Origin of the sequence: Cochlodiniinecator piscidefendens, from assembly GCF_011326755.1 — a bacterium.
GTDB lineage: Bacteria > Pseudomonadota > Alphaproteobacteria > Rhodobacterales > Rhodobacteraceae > Cochlodiniinecator > Cochlodiniinecator piscidefendens.
This window is the reverse complement of record NZ_JAAOIE010000014.1, coordinates 1-20,781: the sequence shown is the minus strand read 5'-3', so window position 1 is coordinate 20,781 and position 20,781 is coordinate 1. Positions and strand designations below refer to the sequence as shown.

The 20,781-nt window shown below is 53.2% G+C and carries 24 protein-coding genes; 10 read left to right on the top strand and 14 right to left on the bottom strand.

Features of this window, described 5'->3' with window-relative positions:
• Window positions 1-177: 177 nt before the first annotated feature.
• Window positions 178-1,071: a TauD/TfdA dioxygenase family protein gene (locus tag G9C99_RS18160; protein ID WP_166418960.1), complete on the bottom strand. Its 894-nt coding sequence runs from the start codon at window positions 1,069-1,071 to the stop codon at window positions 178-180.
• Between the two features lie 173 nt (window positions 1,072-1,244).
• Here G9C99_RS18160 and G9C99_RS18155 point away from each other — a divergent pair, with 173 nt between their 5' ends.
• Genes G9C99_RS18155 through G9C99_RS18140 form a run of 4 tightly spaced genes read left to right on the top strand, consistent with a single transcriptional unit; the run spans window position 1,245 to window position 4,952 of the window.
• Window positions 1,245-1,742 carry a GAF domain-containing protein gene (locus G9C99_RS18155; protein WP_231704140.1) on the top strand — a complete coding sequence of 166 codons (498 nt, stop codon included), beginning with the start codon at window positions 1,245-1,247 and terminating at the stop codon, window positions 1,740-1,742.
• Between the two features lie 9 nt (window positions 1,743-1,751).
• The gene (locus G9C99_RS18150) at window positions 1,752-2,741 is read left to right on the top strand and encodes a LysR family transcriptional regulator (RefSeq protein ID WP_166418959.1); all 990 of its coding nucleotides are present in this window, start codon (window positions 1,752-1,754) and stop codon (window positions 2,739-2,741) included.
• Window positions 2,734-3,876, top strand: a complete 1,143-nt coding sequence (locus G9C99_RS18145) for an AMP-binding protein (RefSeq protein WP_166418958.1) — start codon at window positions 2,734-2,736, stop codon at window positions 3,874-3,876. Before G9C99_RS18150 ends, G9C99_RS18145 begins: the two co-directional genes overlap by 8 nt.
• Complete coding sequence (locus tag G9C99_RS18140) at window positions 3,873-4,952, top strand: thiolase family protein (protein WP_166418957.1); 1,080 nt, start codon at window positions 3,873-3,875, stop codon at window positions 4,950-4,952. The genes G9C99_RS18145 and G9C99_RS18140 overlap by 4 nt, the downstream gene beginning before the upstream one ends.
• Here G9C99_RS18140 and G9C99_RS18135 read toward each other — a convergent pair.
• The 6 genes from G9C99_RS18135 to G9C99_RS18110 all read right to left on the bottom strand — a co-directional run bounded on the left by G9C99_RS18135 (window position 4,943) and on the right by G9C99_RS18110 (window position 8,721).
• A complete protein-coding gene (locus tag G9C99_RS18135; protein ID WP_166418956.1) occupies window positions 4,943-5,632 on the bottom strand; it encodes a nitroreductase in 690 nt (229 codons plus the stop codon). The genes G9C99_RS18140 and G9C99_RS18135 overlap by 10 nt on opposite strands.
• Complete coding sequence (locus tag G9C99_RS18130; protein ID WP_166418955.1) at window positions 5,629-6,177, bottom strand: biotin transporter BioY; 549 nt, start codon at window positions 6,175-6,177, stop codon at window positions 5,629-5,631. Before G9C99_RS18130 ends, G9C99_RS18135 begins: the two co-directional genes overlap by 4 nt.
• A gap of 24 nt (window positions 6,178-6,201) precedes the next feature.
• Window positions 6,202-6,816 (bottom strand): energy-coupling factor transporter transmembrane component T family protein, encoded by a 615-nt coding sequence (locus G9C99_RS18125; protein WP_166418954.1) that lies wholly within the window; start codon window positions 6,814-6,816, stop codon window positions 6,202-6,204.
• Entirely contained in the window at window positions 6,791-7,546 is a 756-nt protein-coding gene (locus G9C99_RS18120; protein ID WP_231704139.1) for an energy-coupling factor ABC transporter ATP-binding protein, read from the bottom strand. Before G9C99_RS18120 ends, G9C99_RS18125 begins: the two co-directional genes overlap by 26 nt.
• A gap of 100 nt (window positions 7,547-7,646) precedes the next feature.
• Window positions 7,647-7,925 carry a WGR domain-containing protein gene (locus tag G9C99_RS18115; protein ID WP_166418953.1) on the bottom strand — a complete coding sequence of 93 codons (279 nt, stop codon included), beginning with the start codon at window positions 7,923-7,925 and terminating at the stop codon, window positions 7,647-7,649.
• A gap of 130 nt (window positions 7,926-8,055) precedes the next feature.
• Window positions 8,056-8,721 (bottom strand): helix-turn-helix transcriptional regulator, encoded by a 666-nt coding sequence (locus G9C99_RS18110; RefSeq protein ID WP_166418952.1) that lies wholly within the window; start codon window positions 8,719-8,721, stop codon window positions 8,056-8,058.
• Window positions 8,722-8,834: 113 nt separating this feature from the next.
• Here G9C99_RS18110 and G9C99_RS18105 point away from each other — a divergent pair, with 113 nt between their 5' ends.
• Window positions 8,835-9,707, top strand: a complete 873-nt coding sequence (locus tag G9C99_RS18105) for a DMT family transporter (RefSeq protein WP_166418951.1) — start codon at window positions 8,835-8,837, stop codon at window positions 9,705-9,707.
• Window positions 9,708-9,806: 99 nt separating this feature from the next.
• Complete coding sequence (locus tag G9C99_RS18100) at window positions 9,807-10,271, top strand: hypothetical protein (RefSeq protein WP_166418950.1); 465 nt, start codon at window positions 9,807-9,809, stop codon at window positions 10,269-10,271.
• A gap of 48 nt (window positions 10,272-10,319) precedes the next feature.
• On the opposite strand, the gene hutU is transcribed toward G9C99_RS18100, so the two are convergent.
• The 4 genes from hutU to hutI are packed head-to-tail and all read right to left on the bottom strand — an operon-like array spanning window position 10,320 to window position 15,503.
• Window positions 10,320-11,984, bottom strand: a complete 1,665-nt coding sequence (hutU, locus tag G9C99_RS18095) for a urocanate hydratase (RefSeq protein ID WP_166418949.1) — start codon at window positions 11,982-11,984, stop codon at window positions 10,320-10,322.
• Window positions 11,981-12,772, bottom strand: coding sequence for an N-formylglutamate deformylase (gene hutG, locus G9C99_RS18090; RefSeq protein WP_166418948.1), 792 nt, complete (start codon window positions 12,770-12,772; stop codon window positions 11,981-11,983). The genes hutU and hutG overlap by 4 nt, the downstream gene beginning before the upstream one ends.
• Window positions 12,769-14,292, bottom strand: a complete 1,524-nt coding sequence (hutH, locus tag G9C99_RS18085) for a histidine ammonia-lyase (protein ID WP_166418947.1) — start codon at window positions 14,290-14,292, stop codon at window positions 12,769-12,771. The genes hutG and hutH overlap by 4 nt, the downstream gene beginning before the upstream one ends.
• The gene (gene hutI / locus G9C99_RS18080; RefSeq protein ID WP_166418946.1) at window positions 14,289-15,503 is read right to left on the bottom strand and encodes an imidazolonepropionase; all 1,215 of its coding nucleotides are present in this window, start codon (window positions 15,501-15,503) and stop codon (window positions 14,289-14,291) included. Before hutI ends, hutH begins: the two co-directional genes overlap by 4 nt.
• A gap of 75 nt (window positions 15,504-15,578) precedes the next feature.
• Here hutI and G9C99_RS18075 point away from each other — a divergent pair, with 75 nt between their 5' ends.
• Together G9C99_RS18075 and G9C99_RS18070 are read left to right on the top strand one after the other, a co-directional pair.
• The gene (locus G9C99_RS18075; RefSeq protein WP_166418945.1) at window positions 15,579-16,946 is read left to right on the top strand and encodes a formimidoylglutamate deiminase; all 1,368 of its coding nucleotides are present in this window, start codon (window positions 15,579-15,581) and stop codon (window positions 16,944-16,946) included.
• Window positions 16,947-17,035: 89 nt separating this feature from the next.
• Window positions 17,036-17,677 (top strand): glutathione S-transferase family protein, encoded by a 642-nt coding sequence (locus G9C99_RS18070; RefSeq protein WP_166418944.1) that lies wholly within the window; start codon window positions 17,036-17,038, stop codon window positions 17,675-17,677.
• On the opposite strand, the gene G9C99_RS18065 is transcribed toward G9C99_RS18070, so the two are convergent.
• Window positions 17,612-18,058 (bottom strand): hypothetical protein, encoded by a 447-nt coding sequence (locus G9C99_RS18065; RefSeq protein WP_231704138.1) that lies wholly within the window; start codon window positions 18,056-18,058, stop codon window positions 17,612-17,614. The two genes, G9C99_RS18070 and G9C99_RS18065, sit on opposite strands and share 66 nt — an antisense overlap.
• A 42-nt stretch (window positions 18,059-18,100) precedes the next feature.
• Here G9C99_RS18065 and G9C99_RS18060 point away from each other — a divergent pair, with 42 nt between their 5' ends.
• Together G9C99_RS18060 and G9C99_RS18055 are read left to right on the top strand one after the other, a co-directional pair.
• Entirely contained in the window at window positions 18,101-18,358 is a 258-nt protein-coding gene (locus G9C99_RS18060; RefSeq protein WP_166418943.1) for a hypothetical protein, read from the top strand.
• Window positions 18,321-18,896, top strand: coding sequence for a DUF4345 domain-containing protein (locus G9C99_RS18055; RefSeq protein ID WP_331460031.1), 576 nt, complete (start codon window positions 18,321-18,323; stop codon window positions 18,894-18,896). The genes G9C99_RS18060 and G9C99_RS18055 overlap by 38 nt, the downstream gene beginning before the upstream one ends.
• 114 nt (window positions 18,897-19,010) lie before the next feature.
• Here the strand turns inward: G9C99_RS18055 and G9C99_RS18050 are convergent, their stop codons facing one another.
• Both G9C99_RS18050 and G9C99_RS18045 read right to left on the bottom strand, forming a co-directional pair.
• The gene (locus G9C99_RS18050; RefSeq protein WP_166418942.1) at window positions 19,011-19,562 is read right to left on the bottom strand and encodes a hypothetical protein; all 552 of its coding nucleotides are present in this window, start codon (window positions 19,560-19,562) and stop codon (window positions 19,011-19,013) included.
• A gap of 357 nt (window positions 19,563-19,919) precedes the next feature.
• A complete protein-coding gene (locus tag G9C99_RS18045) occupies window positions 19,920-20,465 on the bottom strand; it encodes a hypothetical protein (protein ID WP_166418941.1) in 546 nt (181 codons plus the stop codon).
• Between the last annotated feature and the right edge of the window lie 316 nt (window positions 20,466-20,781).

Below are 20,781 nucleotides of genomic sequence, written 5' to 3'. Positions count from 1 at the left end.
GTACAGCAACATCGGAACAACCGCGCAAATCCTAAGCATGGGCGCACATAAAAATTGCACTGTCGTAAACCAAACAAACTACGACCCAAATATGACATATCCGAGGAACTAAACGCATGATTAGTCTATCCGGACGCGGCGCTTTGACGAATAAGCGCCGCACATCTTTTGTTTGTCTTAGTTTGCATCCGACTGATGCCGCATCAGCGACAGGCCGTCTCGATCCGTTGTTGAAACGCAAATACTGGTCAGTGTGCGCGGTTCATTCTGCGGCCAAGGCGTAGCCCTGTGTAAAACCGCACGTTGATCCCAAATCAGAACATCCCCTACGGACCACTCATGTCGATATACAAACTGCGGCTGTGTGCAAAACGCCATCAATTCGTCCAATATAACTTGGCTTTCAGCCTCATTGTATCCGTCAATCTTAAAAGCATGACTTGCGATATAAAGCGCCTCTCGCCCATTCGACGGGTTTTTCCATACAGCATTCCAATGCTGATCAGGCCATTTATGAAACATTGGCAACGCTGCAAGTTCTGGCGAAATACGGGCACGAGAGTGGCTGTATTTGTGCCAGATACCCCGCCCTTCGATTTTTACCTTCAAGGCCTTGGGCATTTGCGACCACGCAGCCCGAGTAGATGCAAATTCGGTTGCGCCGCCATGAGAAGTGGTCACTCGGCTGACCAAGATGTTGGTGAGCGCAGGGTTTGGCATAAATGTGCTGTCTGCATGCCACATCATATTGGCCTTTAGATGCAGCGTGTGCAGATCCATTTCGCCGGATAAAGTCCCATCCTTCAGGACATTTGAAACACGTGGGACCACATAGGCCTCATCCGGTTTTCGTTCATCCGCGAGCCGATCTTCAATCGGGCCAAACAATTTTCCCAACGCGAGGTGTTGTTCATCGTCAATGTCTTGCGCCCGAAACAGCAGGGCTGAATGTTCCTCAAACATGCTCCGCAGTTGGTCAAACTCAGCGCCAGCTTTGATTTGGCCCAGTTGCACGCCCTGAACCTCTACTCCAAAATTTTCCGTAAGGGGGATAGTCCGTTGGTCAATCATTGCACAATTCCCAAAGCTTTGTTTTCACATATCCATCCTTGAAGGCTAGGCGCCCAATCACCGTCCGTAAACTCCGAACCCGACATAAGAGGTCGAAATATGGCAACCCTTCTTGGATAAACAACTTACCACTAAGCCAACTATCCTGGGCTGCTTACACAACTGAGGTCAAAATGATCGATACATCAGATTTTTTAAACGCTGTTGCGTCTGCTTCAGACCGATCAGATGTTTATTTACAAGCATTCGAAGCCCTCCTTCAACAGAACGTGGGTGCGCGTTTGTTCACACTCACAACCGTCGACCCAAAGACAATGGAATATGCGCGGTTTTACTCCAACATGCCCGACGCTTACCCCGTATATGGCCGCAAACCAGCCGATACATCGGATTGGAGCAATCAAGTGTTACGGGACCGCAAAACATTCGTTGCCAATAGCATCGAAGAAATAGCCGTCTTGCTCCCTGACTATGCGCTCATTCAATCATTAGGTTGCGAAAGCATTGTTAACATCCCGGTCGAGGTCGCCGGGCGCGTCATCGGAACTGTCAATTTACTGGACAAAGCGGGATTTTACACACCCGAAAAAGTTGCGCGGGCCAATGCCTTAAAACTGCCTGCAATGGTTTGTTTTTTGCTTTATACCCAAATGCAAGGTGACACCGCCTAAGGGAATAAAATGCAACGATCACGTCTCAGTTTAAAATGGCTCGAAGTGTTTCAACTCGCCGCACGCACGGGATCAGTGCAGGCCGTTGCCTCTGAAACCGGATTGTCTGTGAGCACGGTATCTCACCACTTGCGCAGTTTGGACACCGCCCTTGGCGTTAAACTGATCGACCATCACCGCCGTCCAATGGTCCTAACCCCGGCCGGCACCAGCTTTCTAAGGCGTGTTGACGAAGCATTGCGCCAAATTCGCGCTGCCGAAGTCGAAGTCGCCGCTGGAAATCTTATCGAAGCACGCAGCCTGCGCTTAGGGTTGATTGATGATTTTGACGCAGAAATCGGACCGGAGCTTGCCCGTATTCTCGCCAATGGGATGCAAAGCTGTGAGTTTTCGCATTTTACACGCCCCAGCCATGAAATCCTGACGCTACTACGCAAACGAAAGCTCGATATAGGCGTCGCCAATCGCCCGCATGATGATCTGTCCGATTTAATCGAATTTCCGCTGTTTCGCGATCCATTTGTTCTGGCGGCCCCGATCGAACGCACATTATCCGCCGAAGAATACCTAGCCGGGAAATCAACCCTGCCCTTTTTACGATACGCGAACAGCCATATCATTGGCGGTCAAATATCAACGCAACTTCGCCGGATCGGCATTACCCTGCCCGGGCGTTTTGAATTCGAAAGCAACCAATCCATCATGGGGATGATCGCAGATGGTGGCGGATGGGCGATCACCACGCCAACCGGTTTCATTCGCGCAAAACGGTTTCATAAACAGATCCAATTGCTCCCTTTCCCGGGCAAAGGGTTTGCCCGGCATCTTTCACTCTTCACCACCGAAGAATACCCGCAGCATGTCGCTGAAATGATCGCAACCACCCTGCGCCGTTTGATCCGCCTGCGGGCGATTGAACCCGCGGTGTCGCTCATTCCATGGCTCGAAGGTACCTACACGCTCACATCCCAACAAAGTGCTGCCCAAATCAATGTCTGACAGATTTCATTGGCACCCCGAAACGCAGGTGTTCGGTGACAAACAGCATCTCTTGAAAGATATCTTCGCCGCAATAAATGCGAACGCTGGGTTTTGCCTGCCTCATGAAATGCCTGCAAGGGTCACCCGTTTTGCACAGGTTGGGCCGCAGCTTCAGTGCATGTCATCCGGCACCACCGGAACCGCCCGTGCCATCCGGCGGAGCCACCTGAGCTGGATAAAAAGCTTTGAGCGAAACGCGGGGATGTGGGCCATTAGAGCCCAAGATACCTACGCCGTTTTGGGCGCGCTCAGCCATTCGCTCGCGCTTTATGGTGCAATGGAGGCCGTGCATCTCGGCGCTGATTTGCATATCCTCACCGGGCAGCGCCCAGATCGACAAATGCAGGCGCTCAGCCAAAATCAAATATCTATTCTCTATGCCACCCCAGCCCAAATTCGCGGCCTGTGCGGCGCACCCTGTCAAAACCTGCGCAAGCTGCTAATCGGCGGTGCAAGGTTAGACACCGCAACGCGTACCCATGCTCAAACCCAATTTCCCAACGCTGATATATTCGAATTTTACGGCGCCTCGGAAACCAGCTTTATCGCGCTAGCAGATCACACCACACCCGAAGGTTCCGTTGGGCAAGCCTATCCCGGCGCGCAGATCAGTATTCTCGATGCCAACGGCACCCCCCAACCTGCCGGAGCCGATGGGTTGGTTTGGGTTTCTGGCCCTTACCTTTTTGATGATTATATCGGCCCTGCCGCCCCCGCAACACAGCGCGTTGACGATAGGATCACTGTCGGCGAATGCGGCGCACTGGATGAGAACGGAAACCTCACCCTGAAGGGTCGGTATGATCGTATGGTCGCTATTGCAGATCAAAACATCTACCCCGAAGAGATCGAAACCTTTTTACTCAGCCAGCCAGAAATTCAAAATGCAGCCATCATAGCTGTGGCCGATGAAAAACGTGGCCACATCCTGCGGGGCTTCATTCAAGGGGGGGACGCGGAGACTGTACTGAAACATTGCCGCACGACGCTTGGCCCACTGAAATCACCACGACAATTGATCAGCATATCCCAATGGCCCACTCTTCCCAGTGGGAAAACCGATCTCCAAGCATTGAAAGGCTGCATCAAATGAGCGCATTTATCATCGCCGCCTATCGCACCCCCATTGTACCGCGTGGCGGGGCCTTTGCCTCACTCGCGTTACACGACTTGACCAGCGCCCCGATTTTGGCCTGCTTAGAAACCGCGAACATCGCACCGGATCAAGTGGATGAATTGATCTTATCAAATGCCCTAGGTGCGGGCGGCAACCCTGCGCGCATCGCGGCCTTAGCATCAGGCCTACCGGAAACAGTTGCAGGTCTAAGCATTGATCGACAATGCTGCGGCGGACTAGACACCCTGATGTTGGCAAAGGCGCTCATCTCTTCTGGTCAGGCAGAAATTGTATTGGCAGGCGGAGCAGAAACCTATTCACGCCGTCCGCTGCGCGCCCACCCTAATCCAGAGGGCGGTGCTGCTATCCCTTATGATCAAGCGCCTTTTACCCCATGGCCTGACCGTGACCCCGCCATGTCCGAAGCCGCCGACGTTTTGGCCCAGACCCTAGGTATTTCGCACGAAGCCCAAGACGCTTGGGCCGTCAATAGCCATCAAAAAGCCCGCCTCGCCCAAACACGTATGCGGGCTGAAATCGTCTCACCTATCGCCGGGATAACAGATGATCCGTTTACCCGAAACCTAACCCCCGCTTTAGCGGCACGAGCCCCACAGATTACCGGTTCAGTCACAGCTGCAAACACATCGGTCGCCGCAGACGGCGCGGCGTTTTGTTTGGTTGTTTCTGAACGCATTGCCAAACACGCGGCGCGCGCCCTGCGCATTTTAGATGGGGCCACCATCGGCGGCACGCCTAACCTACCCGGCCTCGCGCCGGTCGCCGCAATCCGCAAAATCGCCCCACCTGACCTCAGCCTCACAGAAATCATGGAAGCCTACGCCGCCCAAGCCATCGCTTGTGTCCATGGCGCTGATTTAGATCCTGAAACTGTCAATGTCGGAGGCGGGTCATTGGCGCGCGGTCACCCCATTGGGGCCTCTGGCGCGGTGCTCGCGGTGCGTCTGTTTCATGAATTGAAAACCGGCAACGGACTTGCGGCCATCGCTGCGGCGGGTGGCATTGGCACAGCCGTTACGTTTCAGGCCTGATCGTCAAACCCGTGAAAACTGCTAAACACATCCAGCGGTTCGCGGGTGGTGCAGAACTGGTTCACTGGCGCTGTTTCGTCGGGCCAACCAAGCGCGATCCCGCAGACCACCAATTCATCCTCAGGCAGGCCCAAAACGTCGTGCGCGACATCGGCGTAATTGGCCAGCGCCCCAACACCACAAGTGCCAAGCCCCTGCCCCGTCGCCGCCGTCAAAAACGCCATGATGGACATGCCGAGATCCATGTAACACCCTTTGCCCATCGCACGATCAATGCTGACAACAATGGCCACAGGCGCATCAAAAAATCGGTAGTTCAGATCAAACTGCGCCTTGCGCCCCGCTATATCGCGGCGTTCAATCCCCAACACGCGGTACAATGCATACCCTGCATCGCGTTGCCGCTGTTTTAGCGCTGCTGGCATCGGATCGGGAAAATAGGAATACTCAGAAACCTGCGGGCGCTTTTCAGCAATCGCCTGCGCCAAGGCCTCTGACAGATTGTGCAACGCACCACCGGTCAACACATGATAGCGCCCCGGCTGTAAATTTGCACCACTGGGGGCAGAGCGTGCTTGTTCCAGCAACCCTGCCACCCGTTCTTTTGAAACCGGATCGGGCAAATACGCCCGAACCGATCGACGCGACATCAAAAGGGATTTGATGTCAGTCTCTGTCATGCGCGCGACAAAACCGCTGACGGGCGGGCTTTGTAAATTGCCGCAGTGATCAGACCAGCCAAAACAGCCTTGATCAGATCACCCGGCATAAACGGCGCCATCGCTGTCACCAACGCTTCGGTCAAACCGGCTGGTTTCATGATCATGTAATAAGGGATCGCAACCAAATACAGGCCACCAATGCCACCCACCACAGATGCAATCGCCGCAACCATATTCAGATTGCCCGTGCGTACCCTTTCAACGACCATCCCCGTGACATATGCCGCAACCGGGAAGCCAAACAAAAAGCCTGCCCAAGGTGTTGTAAACACGCCAAGGCCACCACGACCACCAGCGAGCAACGGCAAACCAAGGGCGACCAAGCCCAAAAACAGCAAAACAGCCAAAGCGCCGCGACGCGCGCCCAATACAGTGCCACACAACATTATACCCATAGATTGGGCGGTGATCGGAATACCGCTCCCTAGGGTTATTCGGGGGATCAGTCCAAGGGCTGCAATCAACGCTGCAAACAATGCGACCAATACGAGGTTACGTTCCATATTATTCTCCGTATTTGGTGGGGATTATGCCCCGGTTTCGTCTCTTATACCACCGCGTGCGCGCAGCGCTTCGGCGACATGTTCCGCGTCATCAATCGCCAAAAGGGCAAAGGGTGCAACGATGCGCCACCCCGCCCGTTTAGGCGACCGGGCCTTCCAAGATTGGCCTAGATACGTTGCCTTCTGCGCCAAAACCGGCGTAAATCGTACAACAAGTGCAATTGCGATGCTAACAGCCCCGGTGCGCACGCCCAGCTTTCGCAAAGGTGTCATCAGCCATTCCAGCACCACGATCATTTCATCGAGCCGTGTGGTCATTGTCACAAGGTTGGCCATCCCGACCGCTGCGACCAGTTTTAGCGTGATCAATACCCCGGCTGGTGTCGTGTCCGTCACGACATGCCACAGCATGATGATCGCCAAAAATGGCCATAGGGGTTTCAGCATTTTGAAACCAGATTTGGCAAACGCAACGCCACCGATCAGATAAAACGCAACGGTCAACGCAACCGCGCCCACGTGCATTGTCAGCGTTTCGCTTAAAAACAGGCTGGCAGTGAACAGACTAAGCAGGCCCAGCTTGACCCCGGCAGGAATCTTGTGAAACGGTGTTTTAATCGGGGATGTGAGCGAGATCATCAACGTCCCCCAATCGGATCATTTCTGATTCAAACGCCAGTAAAACATCGGCGGCAGATCCTTCACGATGCACCCGACCCTCTTCGATCCAAAGCACCCGGTCGTAATCCGTCAATGAATGTGGATCATGTGTGATGTGCAGCACCTGCTGATCCAATCCCCGCAGATACCGGTTCAAAACCCGCATCGTCGGAATATCCAAACCCGCATAGGGTTCGTCCAGCACAATCACCTTAGGCTGCATCACCAAAATCGCCATCAGACACACCAAATGCCGCTGGCCTTGGGACAATGTGTAGATTGATTTTTCGGCCCAATCACTGCGGTTAAACTGCGCCAGAACCTCAGCCGCGCCCGCCTTTGCCACCACTTTGCTTTCCCCAAGCTGCGTCAGGCCAAACATGATTTCTTCTTCGACCGTCGGGAAAATGATCTGGTGATCTGGATTCTGAAACAAAATCCCAACCGCCTGAATGGCGCGTTTGCGATCTTTGGCGACGTCAACACCCGCCACCAAAACGCTGCCCTCTGTCGGGGCAATCAACCCGGTGATCAGCCGCGCCAACGTCGATTTGCCCGATCCGTTCCGCCCGACAATCCCAACGCGCTGCTCTGCCAGATCAAGCGATAGCGCTGAAATGATGTTGCGCCCTTCAACGGCGAACGTCACATCGTTCAACTGAACGCCATGCCCAACAATCGCCTCAGGTGTTGCACGCTTGAACATCATTTTTGCCGGCATCCTTGCCAAAGTTGAAAAACTTAACGGTTTTCATAGGTGGCAAATAGAGTTTCTGCAACTGCACAATAGAATAGGACACGTGCCAGCGTTAATGCAAACGGCGTGGCTTTGGCGCTGAAAACAACTGCATCTGAACCGGAAGCGTTGAATACCCACGCTTTTCTTTATTGGCCTTTAGGATGTTGAACACAGACTTTGCCTCATCCAGCGTATCAAAATGCGACACTTTGCGCTGCCCACCGGATGCACCAATTCGGCCCCATTCGCGGGTCAGGCTCCATTCGCCAAACAAAGTTTGAGTGAGGCTAAGCACGTAAAACCGCTTTAGCCCCTGAACGTGATTGATTTTTTCCAACCGCACCCACATGGAATTGCCTCAGATCTGTTTGCACACCCGACCGATGTGTTTGGCATTCTCTGCGCGAAGTCGCCGGGGATGTCTAGCGTAGGTCGCATTCTTTTGATCACTTGGGTGAATTGCACCACAACCCATCGCCTTATAAATCCCCTGCATGGTCTTGGGCCCATCTTTGACGCAGCACTCGACCCTCCCCCCGGAAATGATCGGGCAAAATGTCGTACCCAACAATGCGGTCCGGGCGAAAGTGTCGAAAATCCGCGCGCAATTCGCACCACCCCGCAATCACGATTGATTCTGAATAATAGACCACAGCCACCGGTTTGATCACTCGCGTCGTTTCGATGTTTTGGGCGTCAAGGTATTGCAACTGTAGTTTCTGTTCCTCCCGGATCGCATCACGCACCAAAGACAGATCCACACGATCACTGGCCTCAGGTCCCCATGTTGACGAAAACAACGTTTCACTCAGCGGCGTGGCATCCGCTATTTTTCGCGCCGCACGCCGCGCCGCGCGCTGCAATCCCTTGTCGCCCGTGCGCGCAATCATGCTTAAACCAACGGTAATCGCCTCGGCCTCTTCCACATCGAAATTCAAGGGCGGCAAATCAAATCCGGGGCGCAAAATATACCCAACACCCGCTGCCCCCTCAATCGGCACCCGCATCGACTGAAGCGATGCAACATCGCGGTAAACCGTGCGCTGTGTCACCTCTAGCGCCGCCGCAATATCGACCGCCCGCATCGGTCCGCTGGCACCGCGCAGCAATTGGATAATTTCAAACAGTCGCGCAGATCGGGCCATAACGTGTCCTTTGGTGTTTCTTTAACCTACCACATCACTACTGACAGATACATGTCAGTAGACCTCTGTTAGGCACAAAATCAGGCCAGAAAAAATCACAAGGACCACACCTGATGTCTCACCCCCTTTCTCGTTCCAGCGGAGTCGCCTTGGTGCTTGTCTCTGCTTTTGTTTTTAGTACCGCTGGGTTGTTCACCAAAGGCGTGAACACCGACGCCTGGGGTGTCATTTTCTGGCGCGGCGTCGCGGCGGCGCTGTTCACCCTGACATACATGGCAATCCGCGGCACACTAGTGGCTGAGGTCAAAGCCTTTCGCGGCCCGGCCATTTTGGTGACGGCTGTGATGGCATTGGGGACAGCGGCGTTTATCCCGGCCTTTAAACTCACCAGTATCGCCAATGTCACTGTGATCTATGCCGCCGCACCCTTTGTCGCGGCGGCCCTCTCTTGGGTGTTTATAAAAGAGGCCCCAAATCGCAAAACCCTGATAGCGAGCGTGGTTTCTTTTGCTGGTGTTGTGCTGATTGTTTCGGGCTCGCTTGGGTCGGGTACATTGACCGGGGATATGCTGGCGCTTTGGATGACGCTGATGATGTCGGCCACGATGGTGATCTATCGCCTTTGGCCTAACACCACCGCCGCCCTGCCCGCTGCAATGTCATCGGTGGTGTTGCTGCCCGTCGCACTGTTTTACGGTGAACCCTTTGCCGCACCGCCCTCTGAAATGCCGATCCTCATTGCCTTTGGTCTGGTGTTTGCGATTGCCTCTGTCACCCTCAGCGAAGGCGCGCGCCGCTTGCCCGCGTCCGAAACCGCGTTGCTGTCCACAATCGAAACACCGCTGGCCCCGCTTTTGGCGTTGCTCATCCTGACCGAATATCCAGCGCCCCTCACCGTTGTCGGCGGCAGCATCATCTTTTTTGCGGTTCTGTGGTCCCAATGGCCAACACGCCAAACCCTACATCAGCGCAAAAGACAAATTTAAAAACCACAAATCGTCTGCATAAAAACCATATAAAAGCTGCATAGTTTCTGCATAAAAACCATACGGCGAATTTCACGCCGAAAATGACAGGTTTTTCAAATGACGACTTTTAAAGTGAAGCGGAAACTTGAGGCTTGGACTGCGATTTTTTTCGCCCTTCTGATCCTTTTCGGTTTTGTCGTAATCGCTGTTTTGGAACCAGAGGTGCCCGCTAAAATTGTCGTTGCCGCTTTTGGTCTTTCGATCGCTGCGGCAATGATATGGACCTCATATTCGACAGTCAAAGAAATCAAAATCAGCGCTGATTACATTACCTTTTCCCCTGCAAACCGCTCAATTCCGGTTCAGGACATTGAAACCTTCACCGTCGATTGGCCAGAGTTTCTAGAGCAACGAAATGAACTGAGCAGCCTAAGGTTTACAATGAAAACTCAACGGTTTATGTGGTTTCCGTTCAACATTTTGTGGATAGGAAACGCAGCCTCAATCAGGGTATATGGTGTTTGCCAACCCGCAGAATTTGTTGATGCGATACGTCAAGCAATCAGTGATGCCCAAAAATAAAAGGGCGCGCAAATTGCACGCCCTTTCCTGTATTCAAAGAACAGTGTCTTACAGAATGCCCGGCAAATCCAAACCGTTTTCACGCGCGCAGTCTTTGGCGATTTCATAACCCGCATCAGCGTGACGCATCACACCTGTCGCCGGATCATTCCAAAGAACGCGACCAATACGACGTTCCGCATCATCAGAACCATCACAGCAAATCACCATGCCAGAATGTTGGCTAAAGCCCATCCCAACACCACCACCATGATGCAAACTCACCCAAGTCGCACCAGACGCAGTGTTAAGCAAAGCGTTCAGCAGCGGCCAATCTGAAACAGCGTCAGAGCCGTCCATCATGCTTTCGGTTTCGCGATTTGGCGATGCAACAGACCCTGAATCAAGGTGGTCACGTCCAATCACAACTGGCGCCTTTAGTTCGCCATTGCGCACCATTTCGTTAAACGCGAGACCCAGCTTGTGGCGAATGCCCAAACCAACCCAGCAAATCCGCGCTGGCAGACCTTGGAACGCAATACGTTCGCGCGCCATATCCAACCAGTTGTGCAGGTGTGCGTCGTCAACCAGCTCTTTAACTTTTTGGTCTGTTTTGTAGATATCTTCTGGATCACCAGACAGCGCCGCCCAACGGAACGGGCCAATGCCGCGACAGAACAATGGGCGAATATACGCAGGAACAAACCCTGGGAAATCAAACGCGTTGTCCAAACCTTCCTCAAGCGCCATCTGACGGATGTTGTTACCATAATCAACGGTCGGAATGCCCATCGCGTGGAAATCACACATCGCTTTCACTTGGACTTTCATCGACGCGCGCGCAGCTTTTTCCACCTCTTTCGGGGCAGATTCACGCTTTTCTTTCCACTGACCCATGGTCCAGCCCTGAGGCAAGTAACCGTTCACCGGATCGTGCGCAGAGGTTTGGTCGGTCACGATGTCAGGACGTACGCCACGTTTGACCAGCTCTGGGAATACATCCGCAGCATTGCCCAAAAGACCAACTGATTTTGCTTCGCCCGCAGCGGTCCATTTTTCGATCAGCGCCAGCGCTTCGTCCAATGTATCAACGCGTTCATCAACGTATTTTGTACGCAGGCGGAAATCAATTGAATCTGGGTTACATTCAACGGCCAAACAACATGCGCCCGCCATCACAGCCGCCAAAGGTTGCGCGCCACCCATGCCGCCAAGACCACCGGTCAAAACCCATTTACCAGTCAGATCGCCGCCGTAATGCTGACGCCCAGCCTCAACAAAAGTTTCATAGGTGCCCTGAACGATGCCTTGGGAGCCGATGTAAATCCATGACCCGGCGGTCATCTGGCCATACATCGCAAGGCCTTTTTTATCGAGCTCGTTAAAGTGATCCCAATTCGCCCAATGTGGCACAAGATTTGAGTTCGCGATCAAAACGCGTGGCGCATCTTTGTGAGTTTGGAAAACACCAACCGGTTTACCTGACTGCACCATAAGGGTCTGGTCTTCTTCCAGATTTTGCAGGCTTTCGACGATCTTGTCGAAATCGGCCCAAGTCCGCGCCGCGCGGCCAATACCACCGTAAACCACCAATTCATGCGGGTTTTCGGCGACGTCTGGATGCAGGTTGTTCATCAGCATCCGCATTGGCGCTTCGGTCATCCAGCTTTTTGCAGTGATATCGGTGCCAGTGGCCGGGAATACGTCACGGGTATTTTTGCGAGGATCGCTCATGCTGGTCTCCAGTCTTTTAGGTTTTTCAAAATTTGGGTGAGGTGAACGCGCAGGGCATTTGCCTTTTCGGGGCGATAGGCCCACGGCACGCATTCATCCATGTATGTTGATTGCGCCAGTTCCATCTGGATCGCATGCAGTCCCTCAGATGGGCGGCCATAGTGGCGGGTTGTCCAGCCACCTTTGAAACGCCCATTCAAAACGGCGCTATAGCCGTCGGCGTTTTGCGTCGCAGCAACGGTCATTGCTTCGATCTCAGGGTCACAGGTTGTGCCGATATTGGTTCCAACATTGAAATCAGGCAATTTACCTTCAAACAAAAACGGGATGTTGGAGCGGATCGAATGGCTGTCATAGAGCACTGCAAACCCATGGATCGCTTTGACACATTCCAGTTCTGCCTCAAGCGCGGCGTGATACGGCGCGTGATAGGCAACGCGGCGGCGTTCAATTTCTGCCGCGTCGGGTTCGCATCCCTCTTTGTACAAAGGTAGGCCGTCAAAATCCGTCAAAGGACACAGGGTCGTTGTGTTCTGACCCGGATAAAGACTGACACCTGACGGGTCGCGGTTCACGTCAATCACATACCGGTGCACAGGGGTGCGCACCGTTGTGATGTCGTCCAACACACCACGATACAGGTCGTGAATGTGCCAATCCGTATCCGCCAACGCGTGACCGGTTTCATTGAGGTTTGCCGCCACATCAGCGGGCACATCAATGCCCGTATGTGGCAGGCCAATCACCAATGGGCTATTGCCTTTGCTGATCTCTAGCTCAATTTTCACGACGCAACCTCAACACCAGCTGCAGCAGCGATATCGCCTGCGCGCACCAATGCAGTCGCGGCTTCGATATCTGGCGCAAGGTAGCGGTCTTCGGCCAATGTTGGCACTGTTTCACGCAGCTTTGCCACGACAGACTGTAATTTGGGCGAAGTTGCCAAAGGCGCGCGCGCCTCAATGCCCTGTGCAGAACACATCAATTCAACGCCCAAAATCACCGCCAAGTTGTCGTTCATGCGTTTCAGGCGCAACGCACCATGGGCCGCCATAGACACGTGGTCTTCTTGGTTGGCTGAAGTTGGTGTGCTGTCCGTTACGCATGGGTTCGCAAGGTGTTTGTTTTCTGACATCAACGCAGCGGTTGTAACCTCAGCAATCATAAAGCCAGAGTTCAGACCCGGATTTGGTGTCAGGAACGGGGGCAGTTCATGGCTGAGTGTCGGGTCAACCATCAACGCCACACGACGCTGGGCAATTGCGCCAATTTCAGCAATGGCCAGCGCAATTTGATCCGCTGCAAAACCAACGTATTCCGCGTGGAAGTTGCCGCCAGACACGATCAGGCCACGGTCCACCAGAACCAACGGGTTATCAGTCACAGCGTTTGCTTCAATTTCCAACGTCTTAGCCGCTGCGCGCAGCACATCCAATGCCGCACCGCCAACCTGTGGCATACAGCGAATGCAATAAGGATCCTGTACACGTGTGTCACCCTCAAGGTGGCTTTCGCGAATGACAGATCCCTCCATGATCGCGCGCATTTGACGTGCAACGTCGATCTGGCCTGCATGGCCACGGAATGTGTGAATTTCATCAACCAAAGGCGCGGTTGAACCCATGATCGCGTCGGTGCTCATGGAGGCAACAACCATCGACGTTTCCGCCATGCGCCATGCGTCAAACAAACCAGCCAAAGCGCAAGCGTTCGAAAACTGCGTGCCGTTGATCAGACCAAGCCCCTCTTTCGGGCCAAGAATAACAGGCGTCAAACCCGCCAATGCCAGCGCTTCGCCCGCGTTCATGCGGTTGCCTTTGTAGACGGCTTCACCTGCGCCAATCATCGCCGCCGCCATATGCGCCAATGGTGCAAGGTCACCAGATGCGCCAACAGAACCCTGTGATGGAATAACCGGAATAACCCCATGCTCCAGCATGTCTTCGATGATCTGGATGATTTCCCAACGCACGCCAGATGCACCGCGCCCCATCGACAACAGCTTTAGCGTCATCATCAGGCGGGTTTTATCCTCAGGCAGTGCTTCGCCAACACCACAGCAATGGCTGATGATCAGGTTCCGCTGAAGTGTCTCAGTGTCTTCTGGCGCGATCTTTTTGCTCGCCAGTTTCCCAAAACCGGTGTTGATCCCGTAGACGGCGGTTTCACCAGCAGCGGCGGTGGCAACCATGGCTGCAGCCGCTTCAACCGCAGGCTTTGCCGCACGGTCCAGACGCGCGGGCGTCATGTTACGGTAAATTTCCTTGAGCGTCGCGAGCGTGACGGAACCAGGGGTAAGAGAGATCATTTCATTTCTCCGAAAATGCGAGTGTGGATCGGGTTAAACCCAATACGATAGGAAAGTTCGCCGGGTGTTTTCACATCCCAAACAGTGAGGTCAGCAGCAAATCCAACGCGGATTATGCCGGTATCAGTCAGGCCCAATGCCCGTGCAGCGTTACGTGTCGCCCCCGCAAGCGCCTCTTCGGGCGTCATGCGAAACAGCGTACAAGACATGTTCATGGCCAACAAAAGCGAAAACATTGGCGACGACCCCGGGTTACCATCCGTCGCCACAGCCATCGGCACGCCGTGTTTGCGGAAACTGTCGATCGGCGGCAATTGTGTTTCATGCAGCGTGTAAAAGGCACCGGGCAATATCACCGCGACAGAACCAGATTTTGCCATTGCGGCAGCGTCTTCGTCATTGGCATATTCGACATGATCCACCGAAATCGCCCCGTATTGTGCCGCCAATTTGGTGCCACCAATGTTGGACAATTGTTCGGCGTGCAGTTTGATCGGAATCCCGAGTTTCTGCGCCTCTACGAACACACGCTCAATTTGGTCGGGCTGAAACGCAATGCCTTCACAGAACCCATCAACCGCATCGACCAGACCCTCGGCGTGGGCAGCGTGTAGGGTCGGGATGCAAACTTCGGTGATGTAATCGGCGTCGCGGTCTTTATATTCCGCTGGTGTTGCATGGGCCCCCAGAAAAGTGGTTTTGATCCGAACAGGGCGGAGCTCACCCAAACGGCGCGCGGCGCGCAACATGTTCAATTCGGTATCACGATCCAAACCATAGCCTGATTTCACCTCAACCGTGGTGACACCTTCAGCGATCAGCGCGTCCAAACGTGGCAGCGCACCGTTTACCAATTCATCCAAGGATGCGGCGCGAGTCGCCCCAACGGTTGAAACAATCCCACCACCGGCACGCGCGACTTCCTCATAGGATGCACCGTTCAAACGCATTTCAAATTCCAATGCGCGGTTACCGCCAAAAACAATATGCGTGTGGCAATCAATCAAACCCGGCGTAATCAAACGCTCGCCTTGATCGCGTTGATCCCAAGCCGCGTAATCCGCAGGCAGATCAGCCGCCGCGCCAACCCAAACAATGCGCCCTTGCGCGATGGCGATCGAACCCGCCTCGACCAAACCGTAGGCGGCGTCGCCCTCTTCCATTGTCGCCAAGCTGGCGTTGGTCAGAACATAGTGATCAGTATTTGCCATGGTATGCGCTCATCTCCCTTGATGAATCAATTCATATGGGATTATATACATTATGTCTAGACATAAGGAATGACGATGCAGACGATATTTGCCACCCGCGCCCGCACCCCTTCAGGTTGGGTTAATAATGTCCGCTTGACTGTCGACGGTGGGAAAATCACCGACATCACGCCCAATACGGTTGCAACTGCGGCGGATACGGTTGTTGACACTTTGCTTCCGTCGTTGGGCAATTTGCATTCCCATTCCTTCCAACGTGCCATGGCCGGGATGACCGAAGTGCGCGCCGCTGGCAAAGACAGCTTCTGGACGTGGCGCACGCTCATGTATCAATTCATGCAGCACATCACCCCCGAACAATACGAAGCCATCGCGGCCCTCGTGTTTATGGAAATGCAAGAAGCAGGCTATGCCTCTGTCGGTGAATTCCACTACGTTCATCACCAAACCGGTGGCGCAGAATTTGACAGCCTGACCGAACTCAGCGAACGGGTGTTTTCCGCAGCCAGCCAAACCGGCATTGGCCTTACGCATCTTCCGGTTCTTTATACATACGGTGGCGCGGGCGCGGTTCCATTGACCGCAGGGCAGATGCGGTTTGGCAATGATGTTGATCGCTTTGGCCGCCTTGTGCAGCAGGCCCGCGACATCACCCGTGACACGCTACCAGCCGATGCGCGTGTTGGTATTGCGCCGCATTCGCTGCGCGCCACCTCCCCCGCTGATCTGACCGAAGTTTTGAAGATCAGCGAAGATAACCCAATCCACATCCACATTTCCGAACAACCCAAAGAGGTCGCGGATATCTCAGACTGGCTCGGCGCGCGTCCGGTGGAATGGCTCATGGAAAACAACCCCGTTGATGACCAATGGTGCCTGATCCACGCCACGCATATGACCAGCAAAGAAACCACCGACATGGCCAAATCCGGTGTCGTCGCAGGGCTTTGCCCAATCACCGAAGCCAACCTAGGCGATGGTCCGTTTAATGGTGTTGAATATCTGGCCGCGGGCGGTGCTTTTGGTCTGGGGTCGGATTCAAACGTGCGGATTTCGCTGTCCGAAGAGTTGCGCACATTGGAATATTCCCAACGCCTGCGCGATCTTGGCCGCAACGTTATTATCCCCGGCGAAGGTTCCGTCGGCGAAGCGCTCTACCTCGGCGCAGCCGAAGGGGGGGCGCAAGCCCTTGGGCGTGGCAAAGGCACAATCGAGGTCGGCCAATTGGCAGACGTCGTCGCCATCGACTCCGCCCAACCTGCGCTATTGGCCCTGCGCGATGATCAGCTGCTAGACGGCCTTAGCTTTGCCGCTGCCGATGATGTTGTCACCGATGTCTGGTCAGCGGGTCGCCATCAAGTCACCGGCGGTCGCCACATTGCGCGCGACACCATCGTCGCAAACTACCGCACGGCAATTTCCGGCCTTTTGGCCTCCATCTAACCTCCCTGACTGCGCAAGCTCTTGATACAAACAAGGGCTTGCGCTTTTTTCGTCACCGCCCAAAATGGCCCTAATTGTAAGGGTGGTACATGATTAAAATCTGGGGACGAGCCTCTTCATCTAATGTGCAGGCCTTAATGTGGGCCATTGGCGAACTGGGCCTTGATTACAAACGTGTGGACGCCGGTTTCATCTATGGTGGCCTCGACACAGCTGAATTCAAATCTCTAAACCCCAATAGAACCATCCCGGTGCTAAAGGATGGCATAGCTGCACCAATCTGGGAAACTGGTGCAATCCTACGTTATCTAGCGAGCACCTATGGCGATGCCCATTTCTGGCCAACGAACCCCCAGCAACTTGCTGTCATTGATCAGTGGGCAGAATGGTCAAAGATAAACGTCGCCCTAAATTTTACCGCCCCAATTTTTTGGCGCGTCGCGCGCACTGCACCTGCCAATTGGGATCTCCCAGCGATCCACTTCGCACTCGATGCCCTCGACGGTTTTTTACAAATTGCAGAACGGCAACTGGAAAGACATCCTTTCCTCGCTGGTGATTATTTCACATTGGCAGATATTCAATTTGGTCACGTGCTGTTTCGATATTTTGATATAGAAATTGATCGCCGTAATCACGCAAACTTAAACCAATATTATAACCGTTTACTGAAACGTCCCGCGTATCAAGCCCATGTTGCGATCCCCTATGACGAACTCAGGGTAACCTGAAACGAAAAGCGGCCCCTTACGGCTGGTGCCCATCACCCAAAATTCATTTCGGCGGGCTTTGATCCGATATGCAAGAAAATCAACGAATAGCCGCACACGGGCCGTGTTACGCAAATCACGGTGCAAGAGCTGCCAGAGAGATCTGCACCAATTTCGCCCCACAACATCGTTCGTGACTTCATGCGCCATCCGCAAAGAAACGTCGGCTTCGCGGTGGGTTAAATCCTCCATGATAGACGTCATCGCCAACCCATGCGGCAAAATTGCATAAATCGTACCCTTTGGTTCAGCATAACGGCCAACAATCACTCTCGACGCGGCAGCCATCTCTTCTTCGACTCGTTCGGCATGGGGTAACAAGTCTTCGCCCAATTGAGTCAAAACCAACCCCTGTTTGGAGTGGTCGAATAATCGGCTACCAACATGTTAGGGCATGTCGTGTTGGTAGATGAATTGCTGGATCGCCAACTTGTGACGTCAACGATACTTTATGCAGACTCCGAAGCTGCGCGCGGAATTCCTAAAATGGGCATCGCCCGCCCAAATATGGAAACCGCCTCAGTTGAGGAGTTCAAGGCAATTGCTAACGGCATTAAATTCCCTTCAAACGCCGACCCGCTTTATGTTTACTCGCCGGAGCCCAGTGGATGGCGTCGATGGCTTGTTAAATGCCCGATTTGAAAGCGGGCATTTCTACGCAAGCGTCGAAGGTTTTCCCACTGGTGACGTTGTGGATCAAGCCACGATTGATGCGGATCTCGCCAGCCCAACCTATCAGGACAACGCCAATCAAGCTGTCCATCATTTCCTTAGATCCAATCCCACACCAAACCGGGGAAATCCCATGGAACTTACATTCCAATTCCTCACCGGCGTTGTGACACTTATGCTGACGGGCCTTGGCCTCATGTCAATGTTCGCACCGCGTCGTATGCTTGCAAACTTTGCAGTTGAACCGGCAGGTGCCCCGGGCTTTAGCACTATTCGATCCGTCATCGGCGGGATGTTTTTAACCTGTGTTGTCCTTTTGGTCCAGGGCCAGGCAACGGGTCAAACTTTGGGCTTCATCGTTGTTGCAATACTTATGGCTGTTATTGCCTTTGGTCGCATCGTTAGCATATTTGCCGATGGTTTTGACAAAGCCGTTATTCCCCCTCTGATCGTAGAGCTGGTGATCACGGCGGTTCTTATGGCGGCTCATACCTATCTCGCATCTTGATGACGATGATATGGCTACCTCTTAGACTTTAGGGTAGCCTTTCGAAACCTCCTAAGCCCGCTTGGCACTGCCATATAGAGCGCTGATTTCACACAACAGATCGTTTGCCAGTCATCATCCCCTGCGCCGCCACCCGCAATATGCAAATGCAATACAGCTCCCCGCTAATGCGTAGAAACCCATTGAATACAAAGATGAAGGCACCCAAACCCAACTCATATAGGTGAGAACCAACAAGAGGACCGCAATCCCACTGCGCAATGCAGTCGTTATAATGCCGGCGGTCGTCTTAAGTTTCTCAACCCTTTCCACAGTGGCGACACTCCGTAGCAACGGGACAATGATCATTGCAATCAATGTCCACCACAAAACCGCTAAACCCGCCGACAACGGATATGCCTTCATTCGGGCGCCTTCAAAACGAACAATTTCCCACGATGTCGGTGGTCGCGCGGCAAAACCAAATTCGTAATCCATGTCCTCAGGATACATAACCGGCGCGAGTCTCGCTCCGGTTTCGGCAACTGGGCCAATTTCCCAATCCTCTTCGGTCATCTCATAAACGAGACTCGCAATTGCATCATAAACAACGCAACTCTGTTCGTCTTCTCGTTCGCATATAATATGAAAGTCCAGTCCCAATGGCGAAATAGTCTGAATCGACAACAATGGCCCTTACCGGATCCGTCGTAATAATGCCGTCACCATGTAGCAACTTAAGTTCAACAGAACCAAATTCAGCGGTCTGCATCTGTTGTGATTGCGTGTAATAGGGTGCGTGCGCCAATACCTGTTGTCCATAAAACATAAACAACAAAATCGACAGTGTTTTGAATTCACTCATCAAGGACCCAACTCCAAAACTGCTGACTATTCAGATGTCAGCTCCCCATTCAAAACACATCACCACGTAGAGATTAACGACTGGCTTGTCTTTCATGCGGTTCAGTACTTAGGATAGCAGAGTTTTTTCGTTTCTGAATGAACCAAGCTTGGTGAAACAGACGCACCTGCGTCGCGTAGTCATGGCCGACAAGGATTTTCAAACCTCGATGGTAAGCTATCGTTTACGCCAATTTTAAATTCACCATCGATTGTAAATGCCATTATCACAGCCAACTTCCCCTCGGCTCCACAACGCACCCTTACAGGAGCAAAGATGGTTCCTTCGCCAAAATCGATTGCCGCATTGTTAGGTTCCTGCGCGAGGTTGAATTGTATTTCCGCCCATGTACTCTTCAAGGCGTCTGCATCACGAATGTCCAACGGCGGATTGCTGGCAACAGTACACAAGAACCAATGATTGCTATGGGATACTGCGCTCACCACGAGCGATGAGCTCGGATGTGACAAAATCACATCCTCATAGCCGAGATAATCCACTATCGGCTCAGCCGGTGCAAAACTGTCGAACACCGAGTCATCGCTATCGAATACCAGGGCTTCGCATACATCTGACATTTCCAACCAATCACTCAGCTCTCGTGATTGTGCATTGGCCGATGCCCCACAAATCGAAAGCACCAGTAACACTAGCGGGATGACACGTTGTACACCAGTTCGTTTCATTTAAATTCAGACTCACCATCACTTCCAATACTTGGCGACCCTAGTCCAATTTGATGGGCAGAAAAATGCTAAAATGCGGTGACCTCCCAGTTTTGTATACACAAGCTTCATACGTTTTGTGCACAATTTGTGCCTGGTCAAAACCCAGCAAAACAGGAGCGAAGATTTGCATGGCGTGTCTAATTTTGCATTAAAAAAGCCCTCCAAAAGGAGGGCTTTTTGATTTGCTTTAGAATGGCCCGATGGGCGGTTTATTCGTCTTCGTAGTCGGACATTGGGGGGCAGGAGCAGATGAGGTTTCTGTCACCATAAGCGT